The organism is Streptomyces paradoxus (genome assembly GCF_014202475.1).
GTDB classification, from domain to species: domain Bacteria; phylum Actinomycetota; class Actinomycetes; order Streptomycetales; family Streptomycetaceae; genus Streptomyces; species Streptomyces paradoxus.
Genome location: NZ_JACHGV010000007.1, coordinates 123,585 through 147,167, shown reverse-complemented (window position 1 = coordinate 147,167; position 23,583 = coordinate 123,585). Strand labels below are relative to the sequence as shown.

General features: G+C 72.1%; 14 protein-coding genes. 11 read left to right on the top strand and 3 right to left on the bottom strand.

The annotated features are described in order from the left end of the window. Positions 1–124: 124 nt before the first annotated feature. Complete coding sequence (locus tag HNR57_RS23315; RefSeq protein ID WP_184562468.1) at positions 125–2,908, top strand: response regulator; 2,784 nt, start codon at positions 125–127, stop codon at positions 2,906–2,908. 67 nt (positions 2,909–2,975) lie between these two features. Beyond that, positions 2,976–4,508, top strand: a complete 1,533-nt coding sequence (locus HNR57_RS23310; RefSeq protein WP_246554880.1) for a GGDEF domain-containing protein — start codon at positions 2,976–2,978, stop codon at positions 4,506–4,508. Between the two features lie 205 nt (positions 4,509–4,713). Here the strand turns inward: HNR57_RS23310 and adh are convergent, their stop codons facing one another. Further along, positions 4,714–6,231 (bottom strand): aldehyde dehydrogenase, encoded by a 1,518-nt coding sequence (adh, locus tag HNR57_RS23305; protein ID WP_184562464.1) that lies wholly within the window; start codon positions 6,229–6,231, stop codon positions 4,714–4,716. Between the two features lie 277 nt (positions 6,232–6,508). Continuing rightward, positions 6,509–7,732: a helix-turn-helix domain-containing protein gene (locus HNR57_RS23300; RefSeq protein WP_184562462.1), complete on the bottom strand. Its 1,224-nt coding sequence runs from the start codon at positions 7,730–7,732 to the stop codon at positions 6,509–6,511. A 231-nt stretch (positions 7,733–7,963) separates the two neighbouring features. Here HNR57_RS23300 and HNR57_RS23295 point away from each other — a divergent pair, with 231 nt between their 5' ends. Beyond that, positions 7,964–8,365, top strand: coding sequence for a hypothetical protein (locus tag HNR57_RS23295; protein WP_184562460.1), 402 nt, complete (start codon positions 7,964–7,966; stop codon positions 8,363–8,365). On the opposite strand, the gene HNR57_RS23290 is transcribed toward HNR57_RS23295, so the two are convergent. After that, on the bottom strand, positions 8,331–8,819 hold the full coding sequence (locus HNR57_RS23290) for a hypothetical protein (RefSeq protein ID WP_184562992.1): 489 nt from the start codon (positions 8,817–8,819) through the stop codon (positions 8,331–8,333). The two genes, HNR57_RS23295 and HNR57_RS23290, sit on opposite strands and share 35 nt — an antisense overlap. 687 nt (positions 8,820–9,506) lie before the next feature. Here HNR57_RS23290 and HNR57_RS23285 point away from each other — a divergent pair. The 8 genes from HNR57_RS23285 to HNR57_RS23250 all read left to right on the top strand — a co-directional run bounded on the left by HNR57_RS23285 (position 9,507) and on the right by HNR57_RS23250 (position 23,548). Next, a complete protein-coding gene (locus tag HNR57_RS23285; protein WP_184562458.1) occupies positions 9,507–11,372 on the top strand; it encodes a phage tail sheath subtilisin-like domain-containing protein in 1,866 nt (621 codons plus the stop codon). 34 nt (positions 11,373–11,406) lie between these two features. After that, a complete protein-coding gene (locus HNR57_RS23280) occupies positions 11,407–11,931 on the top strand; it encodes a phage tail protein (protein ID WP_184562456.1) in 525 nt (174 codons plus the stop codon). 117 nt (positions 11,932–12,048) lie between these two features. Beyond that, positions 12,049–12,783, top strand: a complete 735-nt coding sequence (locus tag HNR57_RS23275) for a T4 family baseplate hub assembly chaperone (RefSeq protein ID WP_184562454.1) — start codon at positions 12,049–12,051, stop codon at positions 12,781–12,783. Further along, the gene (locus HNR57_RS23270; RefSeq protein WP_184562452.1) at positions 12,776–13,513 is read left to right on the top strand and encodes a hypothetical protein; all 738 of its coding nucleotides are present in this window, start codon (positions 12,776–12,778) and stop codon (positions 13,511–13,513) included. The genes HNR57_RS23275 and HNR57_RS23270 overlap by 8 nt, the downstream gene beginning before the upstream one ends. Before the next feature lie 69 nt (positions 13,514–13,582). Next, on the top strand, positions 13,583–14,425 hold the full coding sequence (locus HNR57_RS23265) for a Pvc16 family protein (protein ID WP_184562450.1): 843 nt from the start codon (positions 13,583–13,585) through the stop codon (positions 14,423–14,425). A 32-nt stretch (positions 14,426–14,457) separates the two neighbouring features. Beyond that, positions 14,458–16,431, top strand: a complete 1,974-nt coding sequence (locus HNR57_RS23260) for an ATP-binding protein (RefSeq protein ID WP_184562990.1) — start codon at positions 14,458–14,460, stop codon at positions 16,429–16,431. After that, positions 16,422–16,733 (top strand): hypothetical protein, encoded by a 312-nt coding sequence (locus HNR57_RS23255; RefSeq protein ID WP_184562448.1) that lies wholly within the window; start codon positions 16,422–16,424, stop codon positions 16,731–16,733. The genes HNR57_RS23260 and HNR57_RS23255 overlap by 10 nt, the downstream gene beginning before the upstream one ends. Continuing rightward, a complete protein-coding gene (locus HNR57_RS23250) occupies positions 16,730–23,548 on the top strand; it encodes an eCIS core domain-containing protein (protein ID WP_184562446.1) in 6,819 nt (2,272 codons plus the stop codon). The genes HNR57_RS23255 and HNR57_RS23250 overlap by 4 nt, the downstream gene beginning before the upstream one ends. Positions 23,549–23,583 lie beyond the last annotated feature (35 nt).

Genomic DNA, 23,583 nt, shown 5'->3' with positions numbered 1-23,583 from the left:
GATGTGTCCGACGAGCGGATCGCCAGATCGCCGTCATCGCACGCCGCACCCAAACCGTCGCGACCGGTCTGTTCGGTGGTCCCGGCCGCGCCTCGTGGTCGCGCCCGAAATGTGGAGGCGGACGATGGAACCGGAATCGACAGCCACGCCGAGGCAGTATGCGGCCGACGACGAGGAGCGGTTTCGGCTGCTGCTCAAGAACTCCCCGGACATGGTCTTCCGCCGGACGCTGGAGGGCGTTTACCGGGAGGTGTCCGCCGCGGGGCAGGAATTGCTGGGCCGTCCGGCCGAGGAGATCGTGGGGACGTCGGTGAAGTCCTGGGTCCATCCGGCCGATGTGGAGGAATTCGAGTGGGCCGAGCGTGATCTGCTGCGCGACGGCCGGGTGGCGGTGTGTCTGCGTCTGCGGCATGCCGACGGGCACCCGATGTGGACGGAGTTGACGTGCTGGGTGGTGCGGGACCCCGCAGGCGAGCCGCTCGAAGTGCGCGGGTTCATCCGTGAGGCGGCGGGGCAGCGGCGCAGGGAGGAAGCGCTGCGGCTGTTGCAGGATCAAGCACGTTCGGTCATCGAGACCGCCCGGGACGCCTTCGTCTCCATCGATGAGGACGGCCTGGTCATCGACTGGAATCTGAGCGCTGAGAAGCTGTTCGGATTCAGCCACCACGAGGCGATGGGCCGTCCGCTGACGGAGACGATCATTCCTGAGCGGTACCACGCCGCGCACAGGGCCGGTCTGCAACGAGTGCTGTCCGGCGGGGACTCTCATGTGCTGGGCGGTCAGGTCGAGCTCACCGCCCGTCATCACGACGGTCACGAGATCCCCGTCGAACTGGCGGTGTGGCGGCTGAAGTCGGCGAAGGCGCGCTGCTTCAACGCCTTCATCCGGGACATCAGCGAGCGCAAGCAGGCCGAAGCCGCTCTGGCGGAGGCCCGCGACCAGGCGATCGCCGCGTCCCAGGCGAAGTCGCAGTTCGTCGCCTCCATGAGCCACGAGATCCGCACACCCATGAACGGCGTCATCGGACTGAGCGAGCTGCTGCTGGGCACCGAACAGGATGCCGAGCAGCGACGTTACACCGAGGGCATTCATGCCGCCGGCACGGCACTGCTGACGCTGATCAACGACATCCTTGACTTCTCCAAGCTGGAGGCGGGCAAGCTCGAACTGGACGAGGTCGCCTTCAGCCCGCAGGTGCTGGTGGAGGAGGTCGTCTCGCTGGTGGCGCAGACCGCGCAGGCCGAGGGCCTGGAACTGCTCAGCGACTGCGATCCCGACCTGCCCGCGATGGTGCTCGGGGACTCCGGCCGACTGCGGCAGGTCCTGCTCAATCTGGCGTCCAACGCGGTGAAGTTCACCGAATCCGGCGAGGTCGTGCTCCGTGCCCGCCCGGCCCCGGCCCGGCCACCCGCAGAACAGGCGCCATGGCTGCGATTCGAGGTGGCCGACACCGGCATCGGCATCGCCACGGCCGATCAGGAGCGGATGTTCGACGCCTTCTCCCAGGCCGATGCCTCCACCACCCGCCGCTACGGAGGCACCGGTCTGGGTCTGGCGATCTGCCGCAGGATCACCGAGGCCATGGGAGGCTCCATCGGCGTCACCAGCCGGCCCGGCCAGGGCAGTACCTTCTCCTTCTGCGTGCCGGTTCGCGCCCCCGACGCCCCCGAACTGCCCCCGGCCGCACCGCACCCCGACGTCCTTCGCGGGATACGGGTCCTGGTCGTCGACGACAACGACACCAACCGGCTGATCCTCGATGCGCAGTTGCGCAGGTGGCACATCGGGCCGACCATGGTCGCCGGCGGCCCCCAGGCGCTGGTGGCCCTGCACGAGGCAGAGGCCGCGGGGCGTCCCTTCACCCTGGCCATTGTCGACATGTATATGCCCGACATGGACGGCCTGGAACTCGCCCGCCGGATCACCACCGACCAGAACCTCGCCCGGGTACAGATGCTGCTCCTCACCTCCGGCCCCCAGCCGCCCGCCGCCGAGCTGCACGCGGCCGGCATCGCCCGCAGTCTGTCCAAGCCCGTCCACCAGTCCCAGCTCCTGGACGCCCTGGTCGAACTCGCCACCCGGACATCGCCGGTGGTGGCGGCTCCGGCAGCGCAGGCCCCCACCGCGCCCGAGCCCGCCCACCGGGGCCATCTCCTGCTGGTCGAGGACAACGAGATCAACCAGATGGTCGCCCAGGGCTTGCTCACCCGGCTCGGCTACAGCGCGGACATCGCCGCCGACGGCGCCCAAGCCCTGCTCATGACCCAGGAGCACAGTTATCAGGCTGTGCTCATGGACTGCCAGATGCCCCGTATGGACGGCTACACCGCCACCCGTGAACTGCGCCGCCGCGAACGGGACCACGGTCACCTGCCGGTGATCGCCATGACCGCCGGTGCCCTCGCCGAGGACCGGGAACAGTGCATGGCCGCGGGCATGGACGACTACATCTCCAAACCCGTCAGCGCCGACGAGCTGGAACAGGCCCTCGGGCGCTGGGTCCACGCCGGCCCACCACAGGCGGGCAACGAGGACCTGCGCGTCTCCATCGAGCAGCGGCTGGACGAACTGCGCGGCGCCGGCAGCCCGGCCGAGCACGAACTCGTGGACAGGCTGGTGGACCACTTCCTCGTCCGGGCCCCCGAGATGACCAGCGCGCTCTTCCACGCGCTCGACCGCCACGACTCGCAGGAGATCGCAGACCAGGCTCACAGCCTCAGAGGCGCTGCCGGGAACATAGGCGCTGTAGGCCTCGCCGCCCGTTGCCAGGAACTGGAAGAGCACGCGAGGTCCGGAGAGCCGACCTCACTGGCCGAGGCCGCTCCCCGCCTCCAGGACGAACTCGACCGGACCTGTCGCACCCTCGAGACGGTCCGCTCTCACCCTCCAGGCCGCGAACCCGGCTGACGAGCCGCCCGGACATCGCCTCCTGGGCGCGCGTACTGGCCGGAGGGAAGGAGAGCCTGTGGGCAAGATGCAAGTCTTGTTGCCCGCCCGCCGTGATGCGACGGCCTGGGTGTATGCGGCAGCAGGGGCCGTGATGATCGTCGTCTATCTGTTCACCGCCGCCGCGGCGCGTTACATGCTGCCCGTACTGATAGCCGCCTCGGTCGTCTTCGCGATCGCGGGCGGAGTGATCAGGAACAGGCCGCCCTCGTTCCTTCCGTGGCTCCTCTTCGCGGCGGCAATGGCACCGTACACGGTGGCGGACGCGATCTGGGGCCTGTACCAGGTCCGCGACGCAGAGGTTCCGTTCCCGGGTGCGGCCGACATCCTCTACCTGGGTAGCTACTTGTTGTTCGCCGCAGGGCTCGTGACATTGGCCCGGCAGCATTCAGGCCGCCTGCACTGGGCGGGGTGGCTGGACGCGGGAATCGTCACGCTGGGGTTCGGCATCCTGTCGTGGGCGTTCATCATCGCTCCCTACCTGCGCAGCGAGCTGTCCGCGTGGCCGCTCGCGGTGTCCATCGCCTATCCCGTCGCCGACCTGGTGCTGTTGTCCGTAGCCGCCCGGTTGCTGCTCACCACCGGCAAGCGCACCCCCTCGATTCTTCTGTGCAGCGGATGGCTGCTGGCCCTTCTCGCCGCCGACGGCCTCTACTACGGCACGATGGCCACGACCGGGACCGCGATCGCGGAGGATGTGTCCGAAGTGGGGTGGATGGTCTCGTCCCTCCTGCTGGGGGCCGCGGCGCTGCACCCGTCCGTCGGCTGGCCGACACAACTGTCGGACGGCAAGGAGAGGATGCCCCGGAGGCGACTGTCGATCCTGATCGCGCTCATCCTGGTGGGGCCGTTGATCGTGCTGGCCAATGTCGGGGGCATCCGGGGCCAGCCCGTGAACATCACGGTGATCGTCGGCATGCTGGCGACTCTTTCGCTGCTGCTGGTGCTGCGCATCGCGTTCCTCGCCCAGTACGCCCAGAGCAGGGCCACCGAAGCGCGGACACAGGCGCACTACCTCGCGGCATCACTGCGAGAGCAAGAAGAGCTCCAGAAGCAGCTGAGCCATCAGGCGACCCACGACCCGCTGACGGGGCTGGCCAACAGAGCGCTGTTGGACCAGCGCCTGGAGTCTGCTCTCAGCCGGTGCTCCGCCTCTTTCCCCGCCGCGCTGCTGATGCTCGATCTCGACGGCTTCAAGGAAGTCAACGACACCCTGGGCCACCCGTCCGGCGACGAACTGCTCGTCGACGTCGCCCGGCGGCTGACGGCCAGGGTCCGCGAGCAGGACATGGTGGCCAGGCTCGGCGGGGACGAGTTCGCACTCCTCGCGGAAGGCGTGGACGCCACCACACTCGTCGACTACACCAGGCGGATCCTCGACTCCTTCATGGACTCCTTCATCCTCGACCGTGGCCATGCGGTCCGCGTGACAACGAGCATCGGAGCACGGAGCATCACCAGGCCGACCACGCCGGCAGCAGCGCTGCGGGACGCGGACATCGCCCTGTACCGAGCCAAAACCGCGGGCAAGAACCAGGCCGTGTTCTTCGAAACCCCGTGACGGTCGCAGCGATGCGCGCCGCGACCACGCCGAGTTCCTTGCCCAGGACGTCAGCACGCGAACCGTCTCATCGAGGACTCCGTGCGGTGATGGGCGAGCACGAGAGGACGCCACGGCGGCGCCTTGGCCCGGGCTCGGCCCGCAGCTGTGCCCCGCGAAGGGCGCCCGGGGGTGTCTGCCCGGTCAGGCGCCCTTCCGCATGTGTCTAGAACAAGCCCAGCTTCTTCGGCGAGTACGACACCAGCAGGTTCTTCGTCTGCTGATAGTGGTCGAGCATCATCTTGTGCGTCTCGCGTCCTATCCCCGACTTCTTGTAGCCGCCGAACGCCGCGTGCGCCGGGTACGCGTGGTAGCAATTGGTCCACACCCGGCCCGCCTTGATCTCGCGGCCCAGGCGGTAGGCCGTGTTGCCGTCGCGGGTCCACACGCCCGCGCCCAGGCCGTACAGCGTGTCGTTGGCTATCTTCAGGGCCTCGTCCACCGAGTCGTACGTCGTGACCGAGACGACTGGGCCGAAGATCTCCTCCTGGAAGATCCGCATGTCGTTGGTGCCGCGGAAGATGGTCGGCTCGATGTAGTAGCCGCCCTCCAGCCCGGGTACCGCGCGGGGGTTGCCGCCCGTGACGACCTCCGCGCCCTCCTTCCTGCCGATGTCGAGGTAGGAGAGGATCTTCTCGTACTGGTCGTTGCTCGCCTGCGCGCCGATCATGGTCGCCGGGTCCAGCGGGTCTCCGCCGACGATGGCCCGGGTGCGTTCGACGCAGCGGGCCATGAAGTCGTCGTAGATGGAGGCGGGGATCAGGGCGCGGGACGGGCAGGTGCAGACCTCGCCCTGGTTGAGGGCGAACATCACGAAGCCCTCCACCGCCTTGTCCAGGAAGTCGTCGTCGGCCGCCATGACGTCGGGCAGGAAGATGTTCGGGCTCTTGCCGCCCAGCTCCAGGGTGACGGGGATGATGTTCTCGCTCGCGTACTGCATGATCAGGCGGCCGGTCGTGGTCTCGCCCGTGAACGCCACCTTGGCCACCCGCGGGCTGGACGCCAGCGGCTTGCCCGCCTCCACGCCGAAGCCGTTGACGACGTTGACCACGCCCGGCGGGAGCAGGTCGGCGATCAGGTCGATGACGTAGAGCAGGCTGACCGGGGTCTGCTCGGCCGGTTTGATGACGACGCAGTTGCCCGCGGCCAGAGCGGGGGCCAGCTTCCAGGTGGCCATGAGGATCGGGAAGTTCCACGGGATGATCTGCCCGACCACACCCAGCGGCTCGTGGAAGTGGTACGCGACGGTGTCGGCGTCGATCTCCGCGATGCTGCCCTCCTGCGCGCGGACGACTCCGGCGAAGTACCGGAAGTGGTCCACCGCCAGCGGGATGTCGGCGGCCAGGGTCTCGCGGACCGGCTTGCCGTTCTCCCAGGTCTCGGCGACCGCGATCTTCTCCAGGTTCTGCTCGATGCGGTCCGCGATCCTGTTCAGGACGTTCGCGCGTTCCGCCGTGGACGTCCGGCCCCACTGGTCGGCCGCCCGGTGCGCGGCGTCCAGGGCGAGGTCCACGTCGGCCGCCGTGGAACGGGCCACCTCGCAGAAGACCTTGCCGGTCACGGGCGTCGGGTTCTCGAAGTAGCGGCCCTCGACGGGCGCGGTCCAGTCGCCGTCGATGAAGTTGTCGTAGCGGCGGGCGAAGGTGACGATGCTGCCTTCGGTTCCTGGCTGCGCGTACACCATGGCGGCTCTCCTCGGTGAAGGGCGGTGCGGGACGGGTTGCTGCATCCCTCACTGTGCTCCCGGGAGGTTGGTGCGAGGTTGGCGCCGATGGGCGGCCGGCGACAGGCGTCGGTGGGGTTGCCCATGGACGCGCGCAGGTCGTGGGGGCCGACGTGGGAGGCATCCACCCGTACGGCGTGTGGCGGTACTCGGGCCACGCGCAAACCCACAGCGAGCGCACCTCCCTCTTGATCGGCTTCAACGCGCCCACTCACCAGGGAACCGCGGTACGCGGACGTCAGTCTCGCAGGGACGCCGTCAGCCGGCCCCTGGCGATCGCGCGGCGCGTGTCGTGCGGGCCGAGCAGCCGCAGCGCGTGTTCGTGGACCTCGGTGTCGTACGGGGCCCGCTCGCCGTAGCGCAGGGCGTGTTCGGCGCGCGTGCTCGCCAGCACGGCCTCGCGCACCGCTACTTCGAGGCGCGTGCGCCACTCCTCGATGCCTGGGGCCTCGGAGCGGGGCAGGAGCGGGCCGCCCCAGTGTCGCAGCGCGGTGTCCGTGTCGCCCTGCTCCAGCGCGCGCAGGACGTCGGCGGCGTCGCAGGACACCGGGGCGGTGAGTGCGTAGTGGCGGGGGGATATCGCACCGCCCAGGGCCCGGCGCAGGTGGGAGATCTCCGCCTTGAAGGTGGAGGACGTGACCGGCCGGTCGCCGTACAGGGCCGCCCGCAGCCGTTCCGGAGAGAAGCCCTCGGGTTCGAGGGCGAGGAGCGTGAGGATCTCCAGCTGGCGGGGGCGCAGAGGGAGCGGCCGCCCTTCGTGCACGGCTTGCTCTGAGCCCAGGCACGTGAGCCGCAGTTGGCCCGGGCGGGGCACCTCCGAGGTGAGGCGGGCCTCGATCGTCGACACCAGCGTGCGGACGGTGGACATGGCCAGGGGGTGCGAGCGGTCCCAGGTCGTGGACAGGTCCAGCACACCGAGCACGCGGCCGTCCCGGCCGTGCACGGGGGCGCAGTAGCAGACCCAGCCGTGCAGGGCCGACACCAGATGCTCGGCCGAGAAGACGGAGCTGGGGCGGCCGGTGCGCAGGGCCAGGGAGAGCGCGTTGGTGCCCATGGCCTGCTCGTCCCAGCGGCCGCCCGGCGCGAAGTTGACCTGCTCGGCCCGGCGGCGCATGGCCGGGCCGCCGCAGGTCCACAGGATGGTGCCGGCCTCGTCGGTGACCGCGGTGACGAACCCGGCGTCCTCGGCGATGCTGTGCAGCTCTCCGGCGAGGGCGGAGACCGGCCGGTACAGCGGTGAGGACGTCCAGCGCTGGTGCACCCGGCCGCCGTCGGTGACCGGGGCGCTGTCCCGGCCCGGGTCCACGCTGCCCAGCGAACGCGCCCAGGACTCGGTCACCTCGTGCCGCAGTGCCGCGGTGCCGCCGGGCCGCGCGCCCGGGACGCTCAGCCGCGGCACCCAGCGGGACCACTCGTGCTCCAGCACGGCCCTGCGCCGCTTGAGGTCAGGGCGCTGTGACATGGCCTCTCCCTGCCGTCGTACCGGTTTCTCGGCGTGAGGTCAGTGTTACCGGATGCGCGCTCCCCGGTCGAGAATTCGGCCGGACCCGGTTGAGCTGTTCTGAACGGGCGACCGCCTGACTGGATGTTTGTCCGGTGCCGGCGCTCCGCCGTACGGGTGACGGGTTCACTCGACCCGACGGACGGGGTCCGGCCCGCGTACCACCGGTGCGCGGCGCCGCGTTCCCCTGGCATGGACAGCACGGAGACGGCGCGGCGCCTTCCCGGGAACGATGCCGCGCCCCGCTCGTACGCCGAACTCACCGCCGGATACACGGGACATCCGCCGATCTACGCGGCCCTGGTCGCCGAGTGGGAGGCGCGCGGCCACACCGTGCCGGAGCACCGCGACGGCCAGTGGGTCTCCTTCGCCGCTCCGGCCGAGAGCGAGACCTGGACCACCGTCACCTCGTGGACCGCCGGCCGGCACATGGGCCCGGTCGTCCCGGCCGCTCCGCACCCCGCTGCCGGCCGGCACCCCGCAACGGCCGCCCCCGGTGGCACCCGCGCTGCCTCCGGCCGCCACCCGGGGGCGGCGGTGTTCTCCTCCGGTGCCCGCCTCACCAGCCGTCCGGCACCGCCGGCTCCGCGCTGACCGGGGCCAGCACCGCGAGGGTTCCGCTGGCCTCCCGCAGGGCCGATTCGAGCGTGCTCGGGGTGTGCAGCGTGCCGGTTCCGTCCGGCGGGACGAGCCACTCCAGGCGGCCGGCGGGCCGGTACGGCGGCGGCACGGCCACCCATGAGCCCCGGCCGACGTGCCGCACGCCGAAGCCGACCCATTCGCTGACCGGGTCGGGCGGCAGGAAGAACCCCACTCTGCGGGCCGCGCAGTCCACCAGGGTGGGGCCGGGCACCTTCAGCGGGTCGCGCCACAGGATGTCGAGCGCGAGGAGGCCGAGCCGGTCGGGGACGCTGAGCACGTCCCAGTACCGCCCGGCCTCCACGAGCACCGTTCCCGCGCCGTAGTCCCACTCCCGCTTGCACTCCTGGGGGTCCGTGGCGGCCGCGGCGAGCCACTCGACGGCTTGCTTCCACATGACGCTCTGCATGGCCACCCCAGCACAGTCGGCGGCGCCGCGGTCGGGCGCGCACTGGACACGGGCCGGTGACCCGCGGGTTCCGCGTGCCGCCCGGCCGTAGCCATGCTCGTAGATATTTCTACGGCCCGGAAGGGGTGGCGTGGTCTGGCGTTTGTGTCGGGCATGTCCCGGTCGAAAGGGGGCACTCGTAGGTGCGTCCCGTAAGGCCGCGATCAACTTCGTGCCCGTCCATGGCGCCCCGATGGATTCGGCCACCGAGAGGTGTGTGCGACTCGGGGAGAAGCCGGGGAGCGCCGGACTCCGCCGCCCCGGACGCAGGTCCATCAGGTATGCCGTGCGCGCCGCCGGGCCGCCGGTGTGCGGGAGGTGTGGACCGGTTCACGAGGGCGCGCGGGCGCGATGTGCGGATCCGGGGAACTTTGCCTTCACAAAACCTTCCTCCGTGCTGGCCAGAACCCGTCTTGTTCGGTCAACTGCGAACCCAGCAGGGTGGGTTGAGCACTTGAGCATCAGGAGTCACAAGCGATGCGCTTGGCCCGTGCGACCGACAGCACGGGCACCGACGGGGGAACTGATGACGTGCGCGTGACCACTGCCGACGGGGTGTGTGGCACCTTCGCGCACCACCCGGAACGTCCCTCCCTCACCGCCTCTTGGTGCCTTCATCGGGTGCCCGACAAAGGGACAGGAGGGGGAATGCCGATGAGTGCAGTGAGCGCCGCCAAGCCGACGTATCCCGGTGTCTACGTCGAAGAGCTTCCCAGCAGCACCCGCACCATCTCGACCCTGACCACTTCGGTGACCGCCTTCGTGGGCCACACCCGGCGTGGTCCGCTGAACGAGCCGGTGCGCGTCACCAGCTTCACCGAGTTCGAGCGCCGCTTCGGGGGCCTGAGCGCCCGGAGCGCCGTCGGCTACGCCGTCCACCAGTTCTTCGGCAACGGCGGCACCGTCGCGGTGATCGTCCGGGTCGCCAAGGCCGGCAGCGGCAAGGCTGCCTGCGTCATGCTGGAGTCCACCGAGGGCCACAGCGAGTGCGACGTCCTCACGGTGCACGCCAAGGAGCCCGGCGCGTGGGGCAACGGCCTGCGCGTCGCCGTCGACCACGACACGCCCTGCCCCGACGAGACCTTCAACCTGCGCGTCCACGACGCCAAGGGCGAGGCCCGCGAGAGCTTCACCGGCCTGTCCACCGACCCGTCGAGCGGCCGGTACGTGCAGACCGTCGTCAACGCCGGCTCCCGGCTGATCCGCGTCGAGGTCGTCGGCGAGGGCCGCCCCGACCCCTCCGGCACCGTCTCCAAGCCGTTCGGGCCCGAGCTGCCCGACCTCGCCGTCGACCTCACCGTCAAGATCGGTGACGTGGAGCGGGAGTTCACCCTCTTCGACCCGGACTGCGACGGCGAGGCCCCGTCCTCCGTCGCCGGGCTGGCGCTGCTTCTGGAGCGCAAACTGCGCGCCCTGCCCGACGCGCCCGGCAAGCACGCCTTCGCCGGTGCCGAGGTCACCGCCTTCGGCCGCCGCGTCCAGGTCGTCGCCGGCTCCACCGACCCCGACGACGTCGTCCGCTTCCTCGGCGAGTGCGCCAACGACCTGGGCCTGGAGGCCTCCGTCAACCCGCCCGTCTTCCCGCTGGAGGGCGGCGAGGACGGCGAGGCGCCCGGGCCACGCGACCTCATCGGCTCCGAGGCCGACAAGTCCGGCATCCAGGCACTGCGCGGCGTCGCCGACGTCAACCTGCTCGTCCTGCCCGAACTCGCCGCCTACGAGAAGACCGAGGACTCCCTCACCGTCGTCTCCGCGGCCCAGCGCCTGTGCCAGGAACGGCGGATCTTCCTCCTCGTCGACGCACCCGGCACCTGGGTCAGCGTGGACACGGCCCGCGCCGGGCTCGCCGCCTTCGACGCCGTGCGCGGCAACCACGCGGGCCTGTACTTCCCGCACCTGCAGCTCACCGACCCGCTCACGGGCCGGCTGCGCTCCTTCCCGCCGTCCGGCGCCGTCGCGGGCGTCATCGCCCGTACGGACTCCGAGCGCGGCGTGTGGAAGGCCCCCGCAGGCACCGAGGCACGGCTCGCCGGTGTGCACTCGCTCACGGTCGACCTGACCGACCGCGAGACCGGCCTGCTCAACCCGCTGGGCGTCAACGTCCTGCGCACCTTCCCGGTGACCGGCCCCGTCGTCTGGGGCGCCCGCACCCTGGAGGGCTCCGACGCCCTCGACAGCGAGTGGAAGTACGTCCCCGTACGGCGGCTCGCGCTGCACGTCGAGGAGAGCCTCCAACGCGGACTGCAGTGGGTGGTGTTCGAGCCGAACGACGACAACCTGTGGCAGCAGATCCGGCTCGCCGCCTCCTCGTACCTGCACACGCTGTTCCGCCAGGGCGCCTTCAAGGGCGGCACGCCCCGCGAGGCCTACTTCGTCAAGTGCGACGGCGACACCACGACCGCCGAGGACATCGAGAACGGCATCGTCAACGTCCTGGTCGGCATCGCCCCGGTCCGCCCGGCCGAGTTCGTGGTCGTCAGGATCCAGCAGACGTCCGGGCAGTCCGCGCTCTAAGGCAAGCTCCAAGGAACCCCTGAGGACATTTTCGATGGCAGAGTTCACGGTCAACGCCCATCGCTTCGACCCGTACAAGAACTTCAAGTTCCTGGTCCTGTGGGACGGTCGGACGGTCGCCGGCATCAGCAAGATCAGTCCGCTGAAGCGGACCACCGAGGTCGTCAAGCACCGCCACGGCGGCGACCCCTCGTCCCCGCGCAAGTCGCCGGGCCGCTCCGAGTTCGAGGGCATCACCCTGGAACGCGGCGTCACGCACGACCCCGAGTTCGACCGCTGGGCCAACAAGGTCTGGCAGGTCGGCGCGGGCCTCGGCTCGGAGGTCTCCCTCGCGGACTTCCGCAAGGACATCGTGATCCAGGTCCTCAACGAGGCCGGGCAGGTCGCCGTCTCGCACAAGCTGTACCGGACCTGGCCGAGCGAGTACCAGGTCCTCGGCGAACTGGACGCCAACGCCAACGCGGTCGCCATCCAGTCGCTGAAGCTCGAATGCGAGGGCTGGGAGCGGGACTACGAGGTGGCCGAGCCGGAGGAACCCTCGTTCCTGAACCCGGCGTAGCGCTCCGCGGGGAGACCGCGATCGACGTCTGTGGTGTGCCGGCGCGTCGTGGCTGGTCGCGGTCGCGCAGTTCCCCGCGCCCCCGTTGGGGCGCTGCCCAACCGGACAGGAGGAGGCGTGGCCATCACGCAGGCGGCTGACTTCCTGGCCACCTGGGAGAGCGGGACGGCCCAGGCGCCGGCCGGGCGGGCGCTGCTGCTGCACAGGGCCGCCCGGCCGGACCTGGGCGGTGATCAGCAAGCACTGCTGGCGCTGCCGGTCGGGCAGCGGGAAGCGGACTTGTTCGCCCTGCGCCGGGCGCTGTTCGGCGAGCGGATGCAGGTGCGCCTGGACTGCTCGGCGTGCGGCGCGGACATGGAGTTCGAGCTGGACGCCGGGGACTTCGCCCGCACCCTGGCCGACCGTGGCGAACCGCTGGTGCGGGTCGCCGAGGACGGCTGGGAGGTCGAGTTCCGGGTGCCCGGTGTCGCCGACCTGACGGCGGCGGCCCGGGCGGCCGACCCGCGCCGGGCCCTGTTGGCGCGGTGCGTGGTGAACGCCGTACGGGACGGGCGGCCCGCGTCCGCGGACGTGCTGCCCGCCGCCGTGCAGCGGCGGATCGCCGAGGCCGCCCAGGCCGCCGACCCCGGCGGCGACGTCACGCTCACCGTCGCCTGCCCCGAATGCGGGGAGGGCACCCGGGCCGAGCTGGACATCGCCTCCTACCTGTGGTCCGAACTGGACGCCTGGGCCCGGGACCTCCTGCTCGACGTCCATCTGCTCGCCACCGCGTACGGCTGGAGCGAGCCGGAGATCCTGGCGCTCAGCCCGCTGCGGCGCCGCTACTACCTGGAGCTGTGTGCGGATGCCTGAGTCCACCCCGGAAGGGCGGCCGGAGCCCGACTTCCTCGACCGGCTGCTCGCCCGGCACGCGCCGGCCGCCGAGCGGCGTCCCGGCGTGGTGCGGGTCCGGCCGCGGCTGGCGGGGCCGTTCGAGCGGGTCGAGGCGGTCCGGGCCGGCGCACCGGACCCGGAGGACGCCGAGCCGCTGTGGCCGGTCGCCACCCCGGCCCCCGCCGCCCGGCCGGACACGGCGCGCCCGGCGGCCCGCGAGATCGTCCGCACGGAGCGGGAGCGGACGGTCGTACGGACCGAACAGGCCCCCGCGCCCGACGAACCCACGGCCCGCCCCGTCCGGGCCGCCGAGCCACTGCTGCGTCCCGCGGCGCCGGTCCGCCCCGCGCCGCGGCCGGTCCCCGACACCGCCCGCCGCGCCGCGGTCCGGGGCCGGCCGGAGAGCGCGGCTGCCCTGAACGCGGCGTCCGCACCAACCCCCCCGGGTGCGGACGCCGCTCCCCCCGCCGTGTCCGCCCCGCTGCTCCCCAGCGCGGCGGACACGGCGGCCGCCCGGGACGCCGTCCGGCAGGCCGCGGCCCGGCGCCCGGGGCGACCGGCCGAGCAGGTCGTGCAGGTGAAGATCGGGCGGCTGGAGGTCACGGCCGGTGGCGCCCCCCCGGGTGGCGGCCGGGCCCGCCCCCGGGAGGCGGAGCGCCCGCAGGCCACCGTCAGCCTGGCGGACTACCTGGCCAGGGGGCGCGAGTGAGCGGCACCCCGCACACGGACGTACGACGAGAAGCGGCACGACGAGGAGAGGAACCGAGGAACTGACGCCATGAGCAACGCACTTGCCCTCGCCCACGTCACCCAGGCCCTCGCCCTGCTGATCGAGGACAACCTGCCGCCGGACATCGACATCGCGGTCAAGGTCGAGCCGCGCAAGCCGCCGGCGGACCCGCCGGCCGAGCCGACCATCACCGTCTTCCTGTACCAGGTCACGCCCAACACCTCGCAGCGCAACAACGACCTGCCGACCCGGGCGCCCGACGGCACGCTGGTCCGCAGGCCCGCCGCCGCGCTCGACCTGCACTACCTGATCAGCGCCTACGGCGAGGAGGCCGAACTGGTCGGGCAGCGCCTGATCGGCTCGGTGGTGCGCACCCTGCACGAGACACCCGTGCTGCCCGGGGACATCATCGAACTCGCGGGCCGGCGACCGCACCTGAGCGGCAGCGACCTCGCCGAGGCGGTGCAGCGGGTGCGGTTCACGCCGACCGTGATGGACGTCGACGAGACGTCCAAGCTGTGGGGGATGCTCCACCAGACGCCGTACACGCTGTCGGTCGTCTACCAGGCCGTGCTGGTCCTCATCGACGGCCGCGCGACGCCGGGGCCGGCCAGGCCGGTCGAACGGCCGGAGGTGCGGGTGCTGCCGTTCGGGGCGCCCGGCGCGCCGACCCCGTCGGACCGCGTCCCGGCCGAGACGGTCACGCCCCCGCAGGAGCCCACCGTCGTACCCGCCAAGGCGGTGGTCGGGACGGAGGCCAAGGCGCCCGCGAAGACCGCCCGGGGCCGCAAGTCCGCCCAGCCGGCCAGAACCGCGAAGAAGACGGCCGCCAAGCCCGCGAAGTCCACGCGGACGCGGCCGGCGGACGGCAGCGAGGACACGGAGAACTGAGGCACATGGGAACGACGGGGGCGGGTGAGGACATGGGAGCGCAGCCGACGGCCGGAGCCGCTGCCGCCGCACTGGGCGGCGGTACGACGCTGACGGTGGAGATCCGGCGTGTCCTGGCGTGCGTCGACGCTCACGCGCTGCGGGCCACGGACGGTGAGGGGCGAGACGCACAGGCCCTTCCGCCCGAGTCCGCCGACGGCCCCGGCACCGCCCCGCTCGACGCCCTGGTCGCCTGCTTCGGGCTCACGGCGTTCGAGCGGGACCTCGTCCTCCTCACGGCGGCCCAGGAACTCGACCCCACCACCGGTGCCCGCTGTGCCGCCGCCTGCGGTGATCCGGAGCGGACGCATCCGACGTTCTCGCTGGCCCTCGCCGCCCTCGACGAACCGCACTGGAGCGCGCTGCCGCCCGTGTCCCCGCTGCGGCGCTGGCGGATCGTGGAGCCGGACGACGAGTCACGGCTGACGACCTCCCGGCTGCGGCTGGACGAGCGCATCCTGCACTTCCTGCTCGGCTCGCCCTACCTGGACGCCCGGCTGCACGGCCGACTGCGCCGCACTGACGTCCCCGACCGGCTGCCGGCGTCGTACGACCTCGCGGCGAGCGGCGTCGCCGCGGGCTGGACCGACGGGGCCCGCCCCGAGGCGCCGCTGCTCGTCGAACTGGTGGGCGGCGACCCGCGCAGCCGCGCCGACATCGCGGCCGCGGCCGCGGCCCGCGCCGGGCTCGGGCTCTACACGACCGGCGCCGAGGACATCCCCGTCGACCCCGCCGAGCGTGACCGGTTCGCCCGGCTGTGGCAGCGCGAGGCGATCCTGCTGCCCGCCGCGCTGCTCGTGGAGCTCGGCGAACCGGACCGCGAGCAGCGGGCGGCCACCGAGGCGTTCCTCGCGGGAGCGGCCGTGCCGGTCGTCGTGTCGAGCGCCGACCCGCGCCGCACGGACCACCCGCACGGCACCCGCGTGAGCGTGCCGCTTCTGGACGACGACGAGCAACTCGCGCTGTGGGCTGACGCGTTCGGCGACGTCCTGGACCTGGAGGAGATCGAACTGCGGTCCCTGATCGCCCAGTTCCAGCTGCCGCCGCACGTCGTGCGGTCCGCCGCCGCGACCGTGCGCCGTGAACTGCCCCACGAGACCGAACTCGACGCCGCCGGACTCGCCTGGCGGGCGGGCATGGACGAGGCCCGGGTCGGCATGGACGAACTCGGCCGCCGGATCGAACCGCGGGCCGGCTGGAACGACCTGGTGCTGCACGAGCGGCAGACCGCCGTGCTGCGGGAGATCGTCGCGCATGTGCGCCGGCGCGCCGTGGTCCACCAGGAGTGGGGCTTCGGCGCGACCCTGCGCCGTGGCCTCGGCGTCACCGCGCTCTTCGCCGGCGGCTCCGGCACCGGCAAGACCCTGGCCGCCGAGGTGATGGCGAAGGAACTCGGCCTGGACCTGTTCGTCGTCGACCTCTCCCAGGTCGTCAGCAAGTACATCGGCGAGACCGAGAAGAACCTGCGCCGGGTCTTCGACGCCGCCGAACGCGGTGGCGCGCTCCTCCTGTTCGACGAGGCCGACGCCCTGTTCGGCAAGCGCAGTGAGGTCAAGGACAGCCACGACCGGTACGCCAACCTGGAGGTGAGCTATCTGCTGATGCGGATGGAGGCCTACCGAGGGCTGGCCGTCCTCACCACCAACATGAAGAAGGCCCTCGACAACGCCTTCCTGCGGCGCATCCGCTTCGTCGTCGACTTCCCCTTCCCGGCCGAGCACGAACGCGCCGAGATCTGGCGCCGCGTCCTGCCGCCGCGGGCCCCGGTGAAGGACATCGACCCGGAACTGCTCGCGCAGCTCACCGTGGCGGGCGGATCGATCCGCAACATCGCCCTGTCCGGTGCCTTCCTCGCGGCCGAGGAGGGCGAGGCGCTCCAGATGCGGCACATGCTCGCCGCGGCCCGGACCGAGTACCTCAAGCTGGAACGCTCCTTGACGCCGACGGAGGTCCGCGGATGGGTGTGAGACAGACGGGCGCGCGGACGGCGACGGGTGTGACGCCCGCGCCGCGCGAGATCCGGGTCGAGATAGGCGAGCTGGTCCTCGACGGCTTCCGCGCGGACCCCGACCGGGTGTCGGCCGCGTTCGAACACGAGCTGGCCCGGCTGGTCCGCGAACGCGGGGTGCCCGCCGACGGCCCCTGGACCGCCGATGTCCTGTCCGGCCTGCCGCCCCTGGCCGCCGGGCTCTCCGCGCGGCGGCTCGGGCAGGAACTGGCGCGTGCCGTGCACGAGGGACTGTGCGGGCGCGGGGAGGTGACATCGTGAGCTCCCCGACCCGGGACAGCCGGGCCGAGCAGTCCGCCGGGCAGCGCCGCCGCAAGCGCAAGGACCGTGCCGCCGCGGCCCGCGCCCCCGAGCCGAAGGACATCGTCAGCGGCGCCGGCCAGCCCCTCGACCCGGGCGTACGGCGGGAGCTGGAGGAGCGTCTCGGGCACGACCTGAGCCGCGTACGCACGCACACCGGGCGGGACGCCGGGCAGCTGGCGGACCTGCTGGGCGCGGACGCGGTCGCCGTCGGCCAGGACATCTTCTTTCGCGAGGGGGCGTACCGGCCCGGCACTGACGAGGGCCGCCGCCTGCTCGCCCACGAGCTGTTGCACACCGTCCAGAACCCGCACGGCCTCGGTGCGCTGCGGGCCGGACGTGAACTCGGCGCGGTGAGCCTGCCCCAGCAGGCCATCGAGCGGGAGGCCGAATCGACGGCACAGGACCTGGTCCGGGATCCGCAGCCCGGGCCGGACGCGGCGGCGGAGGTGGAACCGGGGCAGGCCACACCGGGCTGGCTCCGCTACGCCACCGTCGACGCCGACCGCCGCCGTATGGAGCAGCTCGACCCCGCGACGCTGGTCGACCGCATCGCCAACGGCCTGCTGCGGTCCCTGCGGGGCGACCCGGAGGACCGGTCGGGACGGGTCCGGCTCCAATTGGCCCGTATGGCGCCCGAGGTGCAGGACTCCGTCCTGGACCGGCTGGAGCTGCGCCTGCCGGCGCCCGCCGTGGACCGTCTCCTCGAAGAGGTCGAGGAGACGGAACGGCGGGGGCCGCTGCCGATGGACGCGGGGGTGGCGCCTCAGGCGGTGCCCGGCGCGGCGGAGGAGATCGAGGAGGAGCGGGCCCGCGACGACTCCGAGCCGGAGGCCGGCGGCTCCCAGGACCGCGACCGGGACCGGGACGACGCCACCGGCAAGCCGGGCGGGCAGGGACCGGCCGAGGAGGCCGAGGGTCGGGAAGGTTCCGGGGCGGCCGGCCGGGAGGGTGCCCAGGGCGCGTCCCCAGGGACAGCCGGTTCGGCCTCGCGGCAGCAGGAGGGCGCGCGGGACGAGCAGGAACGGTCGCGGGACCGGCGGGAGGAGAAGGACGCCTCCGGCCGGGAGGATCGCGAGGACGCGGAGGACGAGCGCGAGGACGCGTCCGGCACCGAGCGCGACCAGCGCGATCAGGACCGGCAGGACGAGCGCGCCGCCGAGGAGGAGGGCGGGCGCGAGGAGGAGGGCGCCGAGGAGGCGGAGCGGCAGGCCGTCGAGGGGGAGCAGCGGCGGGAAGAGGCTCCGGAGAGTGAACGGCGGACCGCGGGCACGGGCACGGTGGACCGCAGCGGCGCCGAGCCGGGGGAGAAGAGCCGCACCGGCGGTGACCCGGGCACGACCCGTACGGCGGGGGATCCTGAGAACGAACAGGGCGTCGACGACGAGCCGTTGGGGCTCGACTCGGAGCCCGCGAACCAGGGAGAGGAACCCGGTCGGGAGACGGATGACGGGTCGGCAGGAGCCCGTCCGGCCGGAACCGACGTCGACCTGCTTCCCAACCCCGCGGACGCCGGGAACCTGCTCCCCGTCGAGCAGCGGAAGAAGGGCAGCCCCTCGCAGGCGCCCCTGCCCTCCCCGGGACCACTGCCTGAATCGGCGCAGGACGAGACGGCACTCGACGCGACCGGGAACGCGGTGCGGCGTGCCGAGGAGGACGACTCCGAGGACCAGGACGTACAGGACCTGTCGAAGGCCGTCTCCGCACAGGGAGAGACGGAGCCCCAAGGGGCGGGCGCCGCCACGGCCGCGACGTCGCAGGGGCCGGGGCCCACCGCGGCGGCACCGGCCGACGGGGCCGGGAAGGACTGGGACAAGAAGCAGGCGGAGGAAGGGGCGGAGGACGCCGAAGCCCGCCGGCGGGACGAGGACGCGGGCCACGCCGACCGAGGCGCGGAGCGGGCGACCGCTTCCGAACCGGGGGAGACGGCTGTGCCCGGGCAACTGGACAAGGCGGGTGAGGACGCCCGTCGCCAGGGGCCCAGTACGTCCTCGTCCGCGTCGGCGGGCTCCGATGCGGCGGCCGCGGAGGGCGGCGGCGGGGCAGGTACGGCCGGTGGTGGCCGTACCGAGGACGGCTCGGGCGCCTCTGCCAGGGGCAAGGCGCGCGATGGCGAGGGCTCCGGATCCGGCACCCGGCAGGACGAGGGCACGCCGGACGGGGCGGCGCCCGGGGCCGGCCGTCCCGGGCCGGCGGAGCAGGCGCCCAGGCCCGAGTCCGGCGACCAGGACGTGACCGAGGGCAAGGGCCCGGCCACCACACCCGCCCCCGGGACCGGCCCGGACAAGGTCTCCCTCCCTGGTCCCGCGGGCGCACCGAAGCTGGCCCCGGGCAACGGCCCGTCCCCCATGGCCGCGGGACCGGAGCCCAGGACCAACACGCCCAAGGCCACGCAGTCCCCGGAACGCGGTGCCACGTCGGACGGCGGTTCCACCGGTGCGCGTTCCCGACCGGCGGGCAGCAAGCGGCAGGCGGCACGCAAGGCGGCCAGAACAGCCTCACGCCGCGGCGCGAGCCCGGGCGGCGGAGGCGGCCGCAGGTCCCCGGCCCCCGTCCGTTCCGGCGGCCGTTCCTCCGCGTCCGGTGCTTCCAGGCCGAACCCCAAGCCCAAGAAGGAGGCCCCGCCCCCGGATGTCTCCAACGCCACCCCGGAATCCGGCCTGTCGACCGCCGCGGGGCTGAAACCGCACCAGGCCCTGGAGACCCTCAAGGGCGTCGACAGTGCGGTCGGCCGCTCGGTCGACAAGGAACGCACGGCCCTGCGCAAGGCCCCGCCGCAGACGCAGCGACCCTCCGGCTCCCCGCGCACGGTCCCCGGCGGCCCGAAGGCGGCTGCCCCGGGCACGTACACCAACGCCAAGGTCGCCCGGACGGAGGCCGCCCCCGGCAAGACCCCCGAGATCACCGGCGACCGGAAGCCACAGGGCGAGGTGCCGGGCGCGAACGTGCCGGAGCCGAGCTGGTGGGACATCGCCGTCACCATCGGCGCCCAGCTGCTCGGCAAGCTCCTCAAGGAGATCCTGCCGCTCGACGACCTGATCGACTCCATCCTGGGGCTGCCGACGAAGGACGAGGGCCTGAACGACGCCCGCGTCGGCGACGCCCCGAGGCTGCCGCTGGAGAACGACTCCGACCCGCGGCGCACCGACGAGCAGGGCCGCAAGCTCGACGACCGGAAGAGCGAACTGCACCGGTCGGGGCGTGAGGACGCGGCCCGCCCCATGGGCGAGGACCAGATCTATCCCGACGTGCCCAAGGAGACCCTGACCGGCAAGGTGGCGGGCGGGAAGAAGGGCGCGCAGGGCGGCGGCACGCGGTCGGTGTCCGGCGGCGGTGTGCCGATCGAGTCGGCCTCCGCGGTCGCCGAGCACGACCGGGGGCCGCAGATCCAGGCGGGCTTCTCCCAGGGCCGCCAGAAGATGGGCCAGGAGCGCCAGACCAAGGACAAGAAGGCCGCCGACGACCGCAAGCAGCACGACCAGGACCTCCAGAAGGAGGTCACGGCCAGCGGGAAGAAGCAGTCCGCCGCCCGTGACAAGGGCCGTTCCGACATCGCCGACTCCCGGGACCGGTGGCGCAAGGAGCAGGACGACAAGGTCTCGGAGATCGACGACAAGAAGGGCAAGAAGTACGACAAGGTCCGCGACGACATCAAGAAGAAGGAGGAGGACACCGACAAGGACGTCGACAAGCGGACCGAGGACGACAACAAGAAGATCGACGACGAGCAGACCCATGCCGAGAAGGAGGCGGAGAAGAAGCAGGAGGACGGCAAGGACGACGCCGACAACTGGCTCGAAGAGGCCATCGAGAAGCTGAAGGAGTTCTTCGAGAACCTCAAGAACGCCATCAAGAGCGTCTTCGAGAAGGCCCGCCAGGTCGTCACCGACCTCATCGACAAGTTCAAGCAGCAGGTCTTCAAGCTCATCGACGACGCCCGCAACTGGGTCATCGACCAGATCAACACCTTCGCCGACGCGCTGATCGCCCTCGGCGACGAACTCCTCGCCGACTATCCGGCGATGCGCGACAAGTGGCGCAACACCATCGACGGCGCCCGCGACTGGGCCGTGCAGAAGGTCAACGAGGCGGCCGACGCGCTGAAGGAGGTCGCCGGGAAACTCCTCGACGGCCTGTGCGGCGCGCTCCTGGCCGGGCTCGACGCCCTGGAGGGCGGCCTCCTGGCGGCGGTCGACATCGCCGAGACGGTCACCGTCGGCGCACTGGAGTTCGGAGCCGCCGCCGTCGCGGCGCTCGGCGAGTGGGCGGCCATCTTCAACGACATCGTCTCCGACCCCGGCGACTGGATCGGCAAGGCCGGGGCCGCCGCGGAGACGGGCGCGAAGGAACACCTCTTCGAGGAGATCAAGACCGCCGTCCGGGCCTGGTTCGACCAGAAGGTCCAGGAGATCATCGGCATCCCGATGGAGGACTTCCAGGAGCTGATCTCCGGCGGGGTCACCGTCGAGCAGATGGCGCAGCTGGCCTGGGACGAGGCGCTGCCCCAACTCCCCGTCATCATCGGCGTGATGGTGGTCGAGAAGGTCGTCGCCAAGCTCATCCCCGGCGCCGGCTGGGTCATGGCCGTCATCGACGCCCTCCAGACGGCGTGGGGCGCCCTCAGCGAGATCCTGACCGCGTTCGGCCTGTTCATGGACTTCCTGAAGTCGGTCAAGAGCGGCAACGGCGCGCTGCCGTTCGCGAAGGCGGTCGCGGCCGGGGTCGTGGCACTGCTGGAACTGGTCTACGAGTTCCTCGTCGAAGGCGTCAGCCGTTTCATGGGCAAGGTCGCCGAACGACTCGGCGGCATGCTCAAGAACCTCCGCACCAAGAAGAACAAGCCGGGCCCCTCCGACGACAAGCCGGACGCCCCGGCCCGGCCGAAGGACGAACAGCGCCCGCCCACCGACGACCGCACCCCCGCGCCCGGCAAGCACTCCGGGAGCCGGACGTCCCGCCCGCCGGCCGGGCCGCGCCCCGGCAAGCGGCCGGCACCCGAGAAGAAGCGCCGCCCCTCGCACACCACGCGACCGAAGAGGCGCCGTGACGACGACGAGCGGCGCGAGGAGGGCCGCGAGGTCAACGCGGCGAGGCGCCGCATGCGGGACGCCGAACGCTCGGCACGCGACGAGGACCGGGACGAGCGCACCGGCCCGGCCCGCCGGGGTCCCGCCCGGGACACCCTCCGCACCGACCGCCGTGGCCCGGGCGCGGATCGCGGGGAGGACCGCGAACGGCACCGCGACACCAAGGGCGCACGCCCCGGCGACGGCGACCGGGATCCCCGCGGCACGCGCCCCGGCGGCCGGCGAGGCGACGACAGCCGTCGCCCGGACGGCGACCGCAAGGACGACCGTCGCGGGCCGGGAAGGGACCGCGACGAAGATCGCCGCCCCGCGGAGCGTCCTCGCCGCCGTCCGCTCCGACGCGCTCGGCAGACCATCACGTCAGCGGTCAACCGTGCCCGACGCGCGGCCCGCAGGCTGTACGGCACAGCGCGCCGCAGGCTCGGCGGGCGCCTGGACGACCGGCTGCGCCGGATGCGGGAGATGTGGCGGCGGCGTCGCGACCGGCTGCGTGACGACCGCGCGGACCAGCGCGACAGGGAGAACAGGGAGCGCCGCGACGAGAGGCACACGCGCGAACTGGTCCTGCCGACGGCCAGGTTCCGCGCCGACACCGGTGAGCTCCACACGCTGATGTTCCACGGCAAGGGACGCGCGGCGGCCCTCTACGTGCACAGCATCCCCCAGTTCATCCCCGGCTTCCTCCAGGACTGGGGACGCCAGATCGCCGGGATGCAGGACTCCTCCCACAAGTCGGACCAGAGCGCCGCCCTCAAGCAGGCACAGATCCGGCACCGGCGAGCGGAGAGGCTCCAGGCCGCGCTGCCCGCCAGGGTGCCGCGCGGTGGCGGGCGGGCTGCTTGGCAGGCGAACTACGAGGCCCTCCAGAGCGAAATGGCCCACCTCGCGGCAGCCATGCGGAGGCGGCACAACGGCGTCCCGAAGCCCAAGCCCAGAATTCCCCACTTCACCGACCACCGCATGGGCAGGAACTTCACCGCGCGATACCTCGACAAACTCGTCAAGGGAACGCCCTCCACGGACGCGGACAGCAACGCGGACATCCCGATCGGCTGGCTCTACGCGAAATCCATCAACAGCGATCCGAGCAATCGATGGGTCCGGATGCATCTGCTGCCGGACCGCATCGGCGGCCCCGCAAAGGGCTCCAACATGGTCCCGGCCAGCGGCCCCGAGGTGAACACCCCCTTCCTCCACGGCGTCGAGGACAACGCCTACCAGGCGCTGCACTCCAGCCCCGCCAAGGAAGAGATGATCTGGTACGACGTCCAGGTGCGGTTCCACAAGCCGCCTGCCTCGCCGGCGCGTGGTTTCCCCAGTTTCATCCAGGCGGTCTGGGGCGGATACACCGAGGACCGGCAGAACCGGCGTTGGGATCCGGACAGCCCGGCGCAGACTCCTTTCCAGGCGACGCCACCGCCGCCGTCCGCGGACCGCACGCTCTACATCAACCGGGCTGACGTGGGTGCCATCAAACGCACGCTCAAGGAGACGGGTTACGAGTTCTCCCAGGCACTCCTCAGGCTTCGCCCGTACGACAAGTACAGCGACCTCGAAACGGCGATCACCAACTACGACAGAGCGAAGCCCACGGCCCAGAAGTTCCACAACCTGCGAGAGCGGCTCGACCAGATCAAGACCCTCGTGGACAACGACATCATCCGTTTCGAGAGAGAGCCCGGGACATAGATGGACAGCCCCACACGTCGGGAACGTGACTATCT

What these genes read in the sequence shown, in the direction of transcription:
- HNR57_RS23270 (WP_184562452.1), top strand. Translation starts at nt 12,776, where the DNA reads ATGCCTGAGTCCACCCCGGAAGGGCGGCCGGAGCCCGACTTCCTCGAC.
- HNR57_RS23260 (WP_184562990.1), top strand. Translation starts at nt 14,458, where the DNA reads ATGGGAGCGCAGCCGACGGCCGGAGCCGCTGCCGCCGCACTGGGCGGC.
- HNR57_RS23255 (WP_184562448.1), top strand. Translation starts at nt 16,422, where the DNA reads ATGGGTGTGAGACAGACGGGCGCGCGGACGGCGACGGGTGTGACGCCC.
- HNR57_RS23310 (WP_246554880.1), top strand. Translation starts at nt 2,976, where the DNA reads ATGCAAGTCTTGTTGCCCGCCCGCCGTGATGCGACGGCCTGGGTGTAT.
- HNR57_RS23295 (WP_184562460.1), top strand. Translation starts at nt 7,964, where the DNA reads ATGGACAGCACGGAGACGGCGCGGCGCCTTCCCGGGAACGATGCCGCG.
- adh (WP_184562464.1), bottom strand. Translation starts at nt 6,231, where the DNA reads ATGGTGTACGCGCAGCCAGGAACCGAAGGCAGCATCGTCACCTTCGCC.
- HNR57_RS23315 (WP_184562468.1), top strand. Translation starts at nt 125, where the DNA reads ATGGAACCGGAATCGACAGCCACGCCGAGGCAGTATGCGGCCGACGAC.
- HNR57_RS23290 (WP_184562992.1), bottom strand. Translation starts at nt 8,819, where the DNA reads ATGCAGAGCGTCATGTGGAAGCAAGCCGTCGAGTGGCTCGCCGCGGCC.
- HNR57_RS23285 (WP_184562458.1), top strand. Translation starts at nt 9,507, where the DNA reads ATGCCGATGAGTGCAGTGAGCGCCGCCAAGCCGACGTATCCCGGTGTC.
- HNR57_RS23265 (WP_184562450.1), top strand. Translation starts at nt 13,583, where the DNA reads ATGAGCAACGCACTTGCCCTCGCCCACGTCACCCAGGCCCTCGCCCTG.
- HNR57_RS23280 (WP_184562456.1), top strand. Translation starts at nt 11,407, where the DNA reads ATGGCAGAGTTCACGGTCAACGCCCATCGCTTCGACCCGTACAAGAAC.
- HNR57_RS23300 (WP_184562462.1), bottom strand. Translation starts at nt 7,732, where the DNA reads ATGTCACAGCGCCCTGACCTCAAGCGGCGCAGGGCCGTGCTGGAGCAC.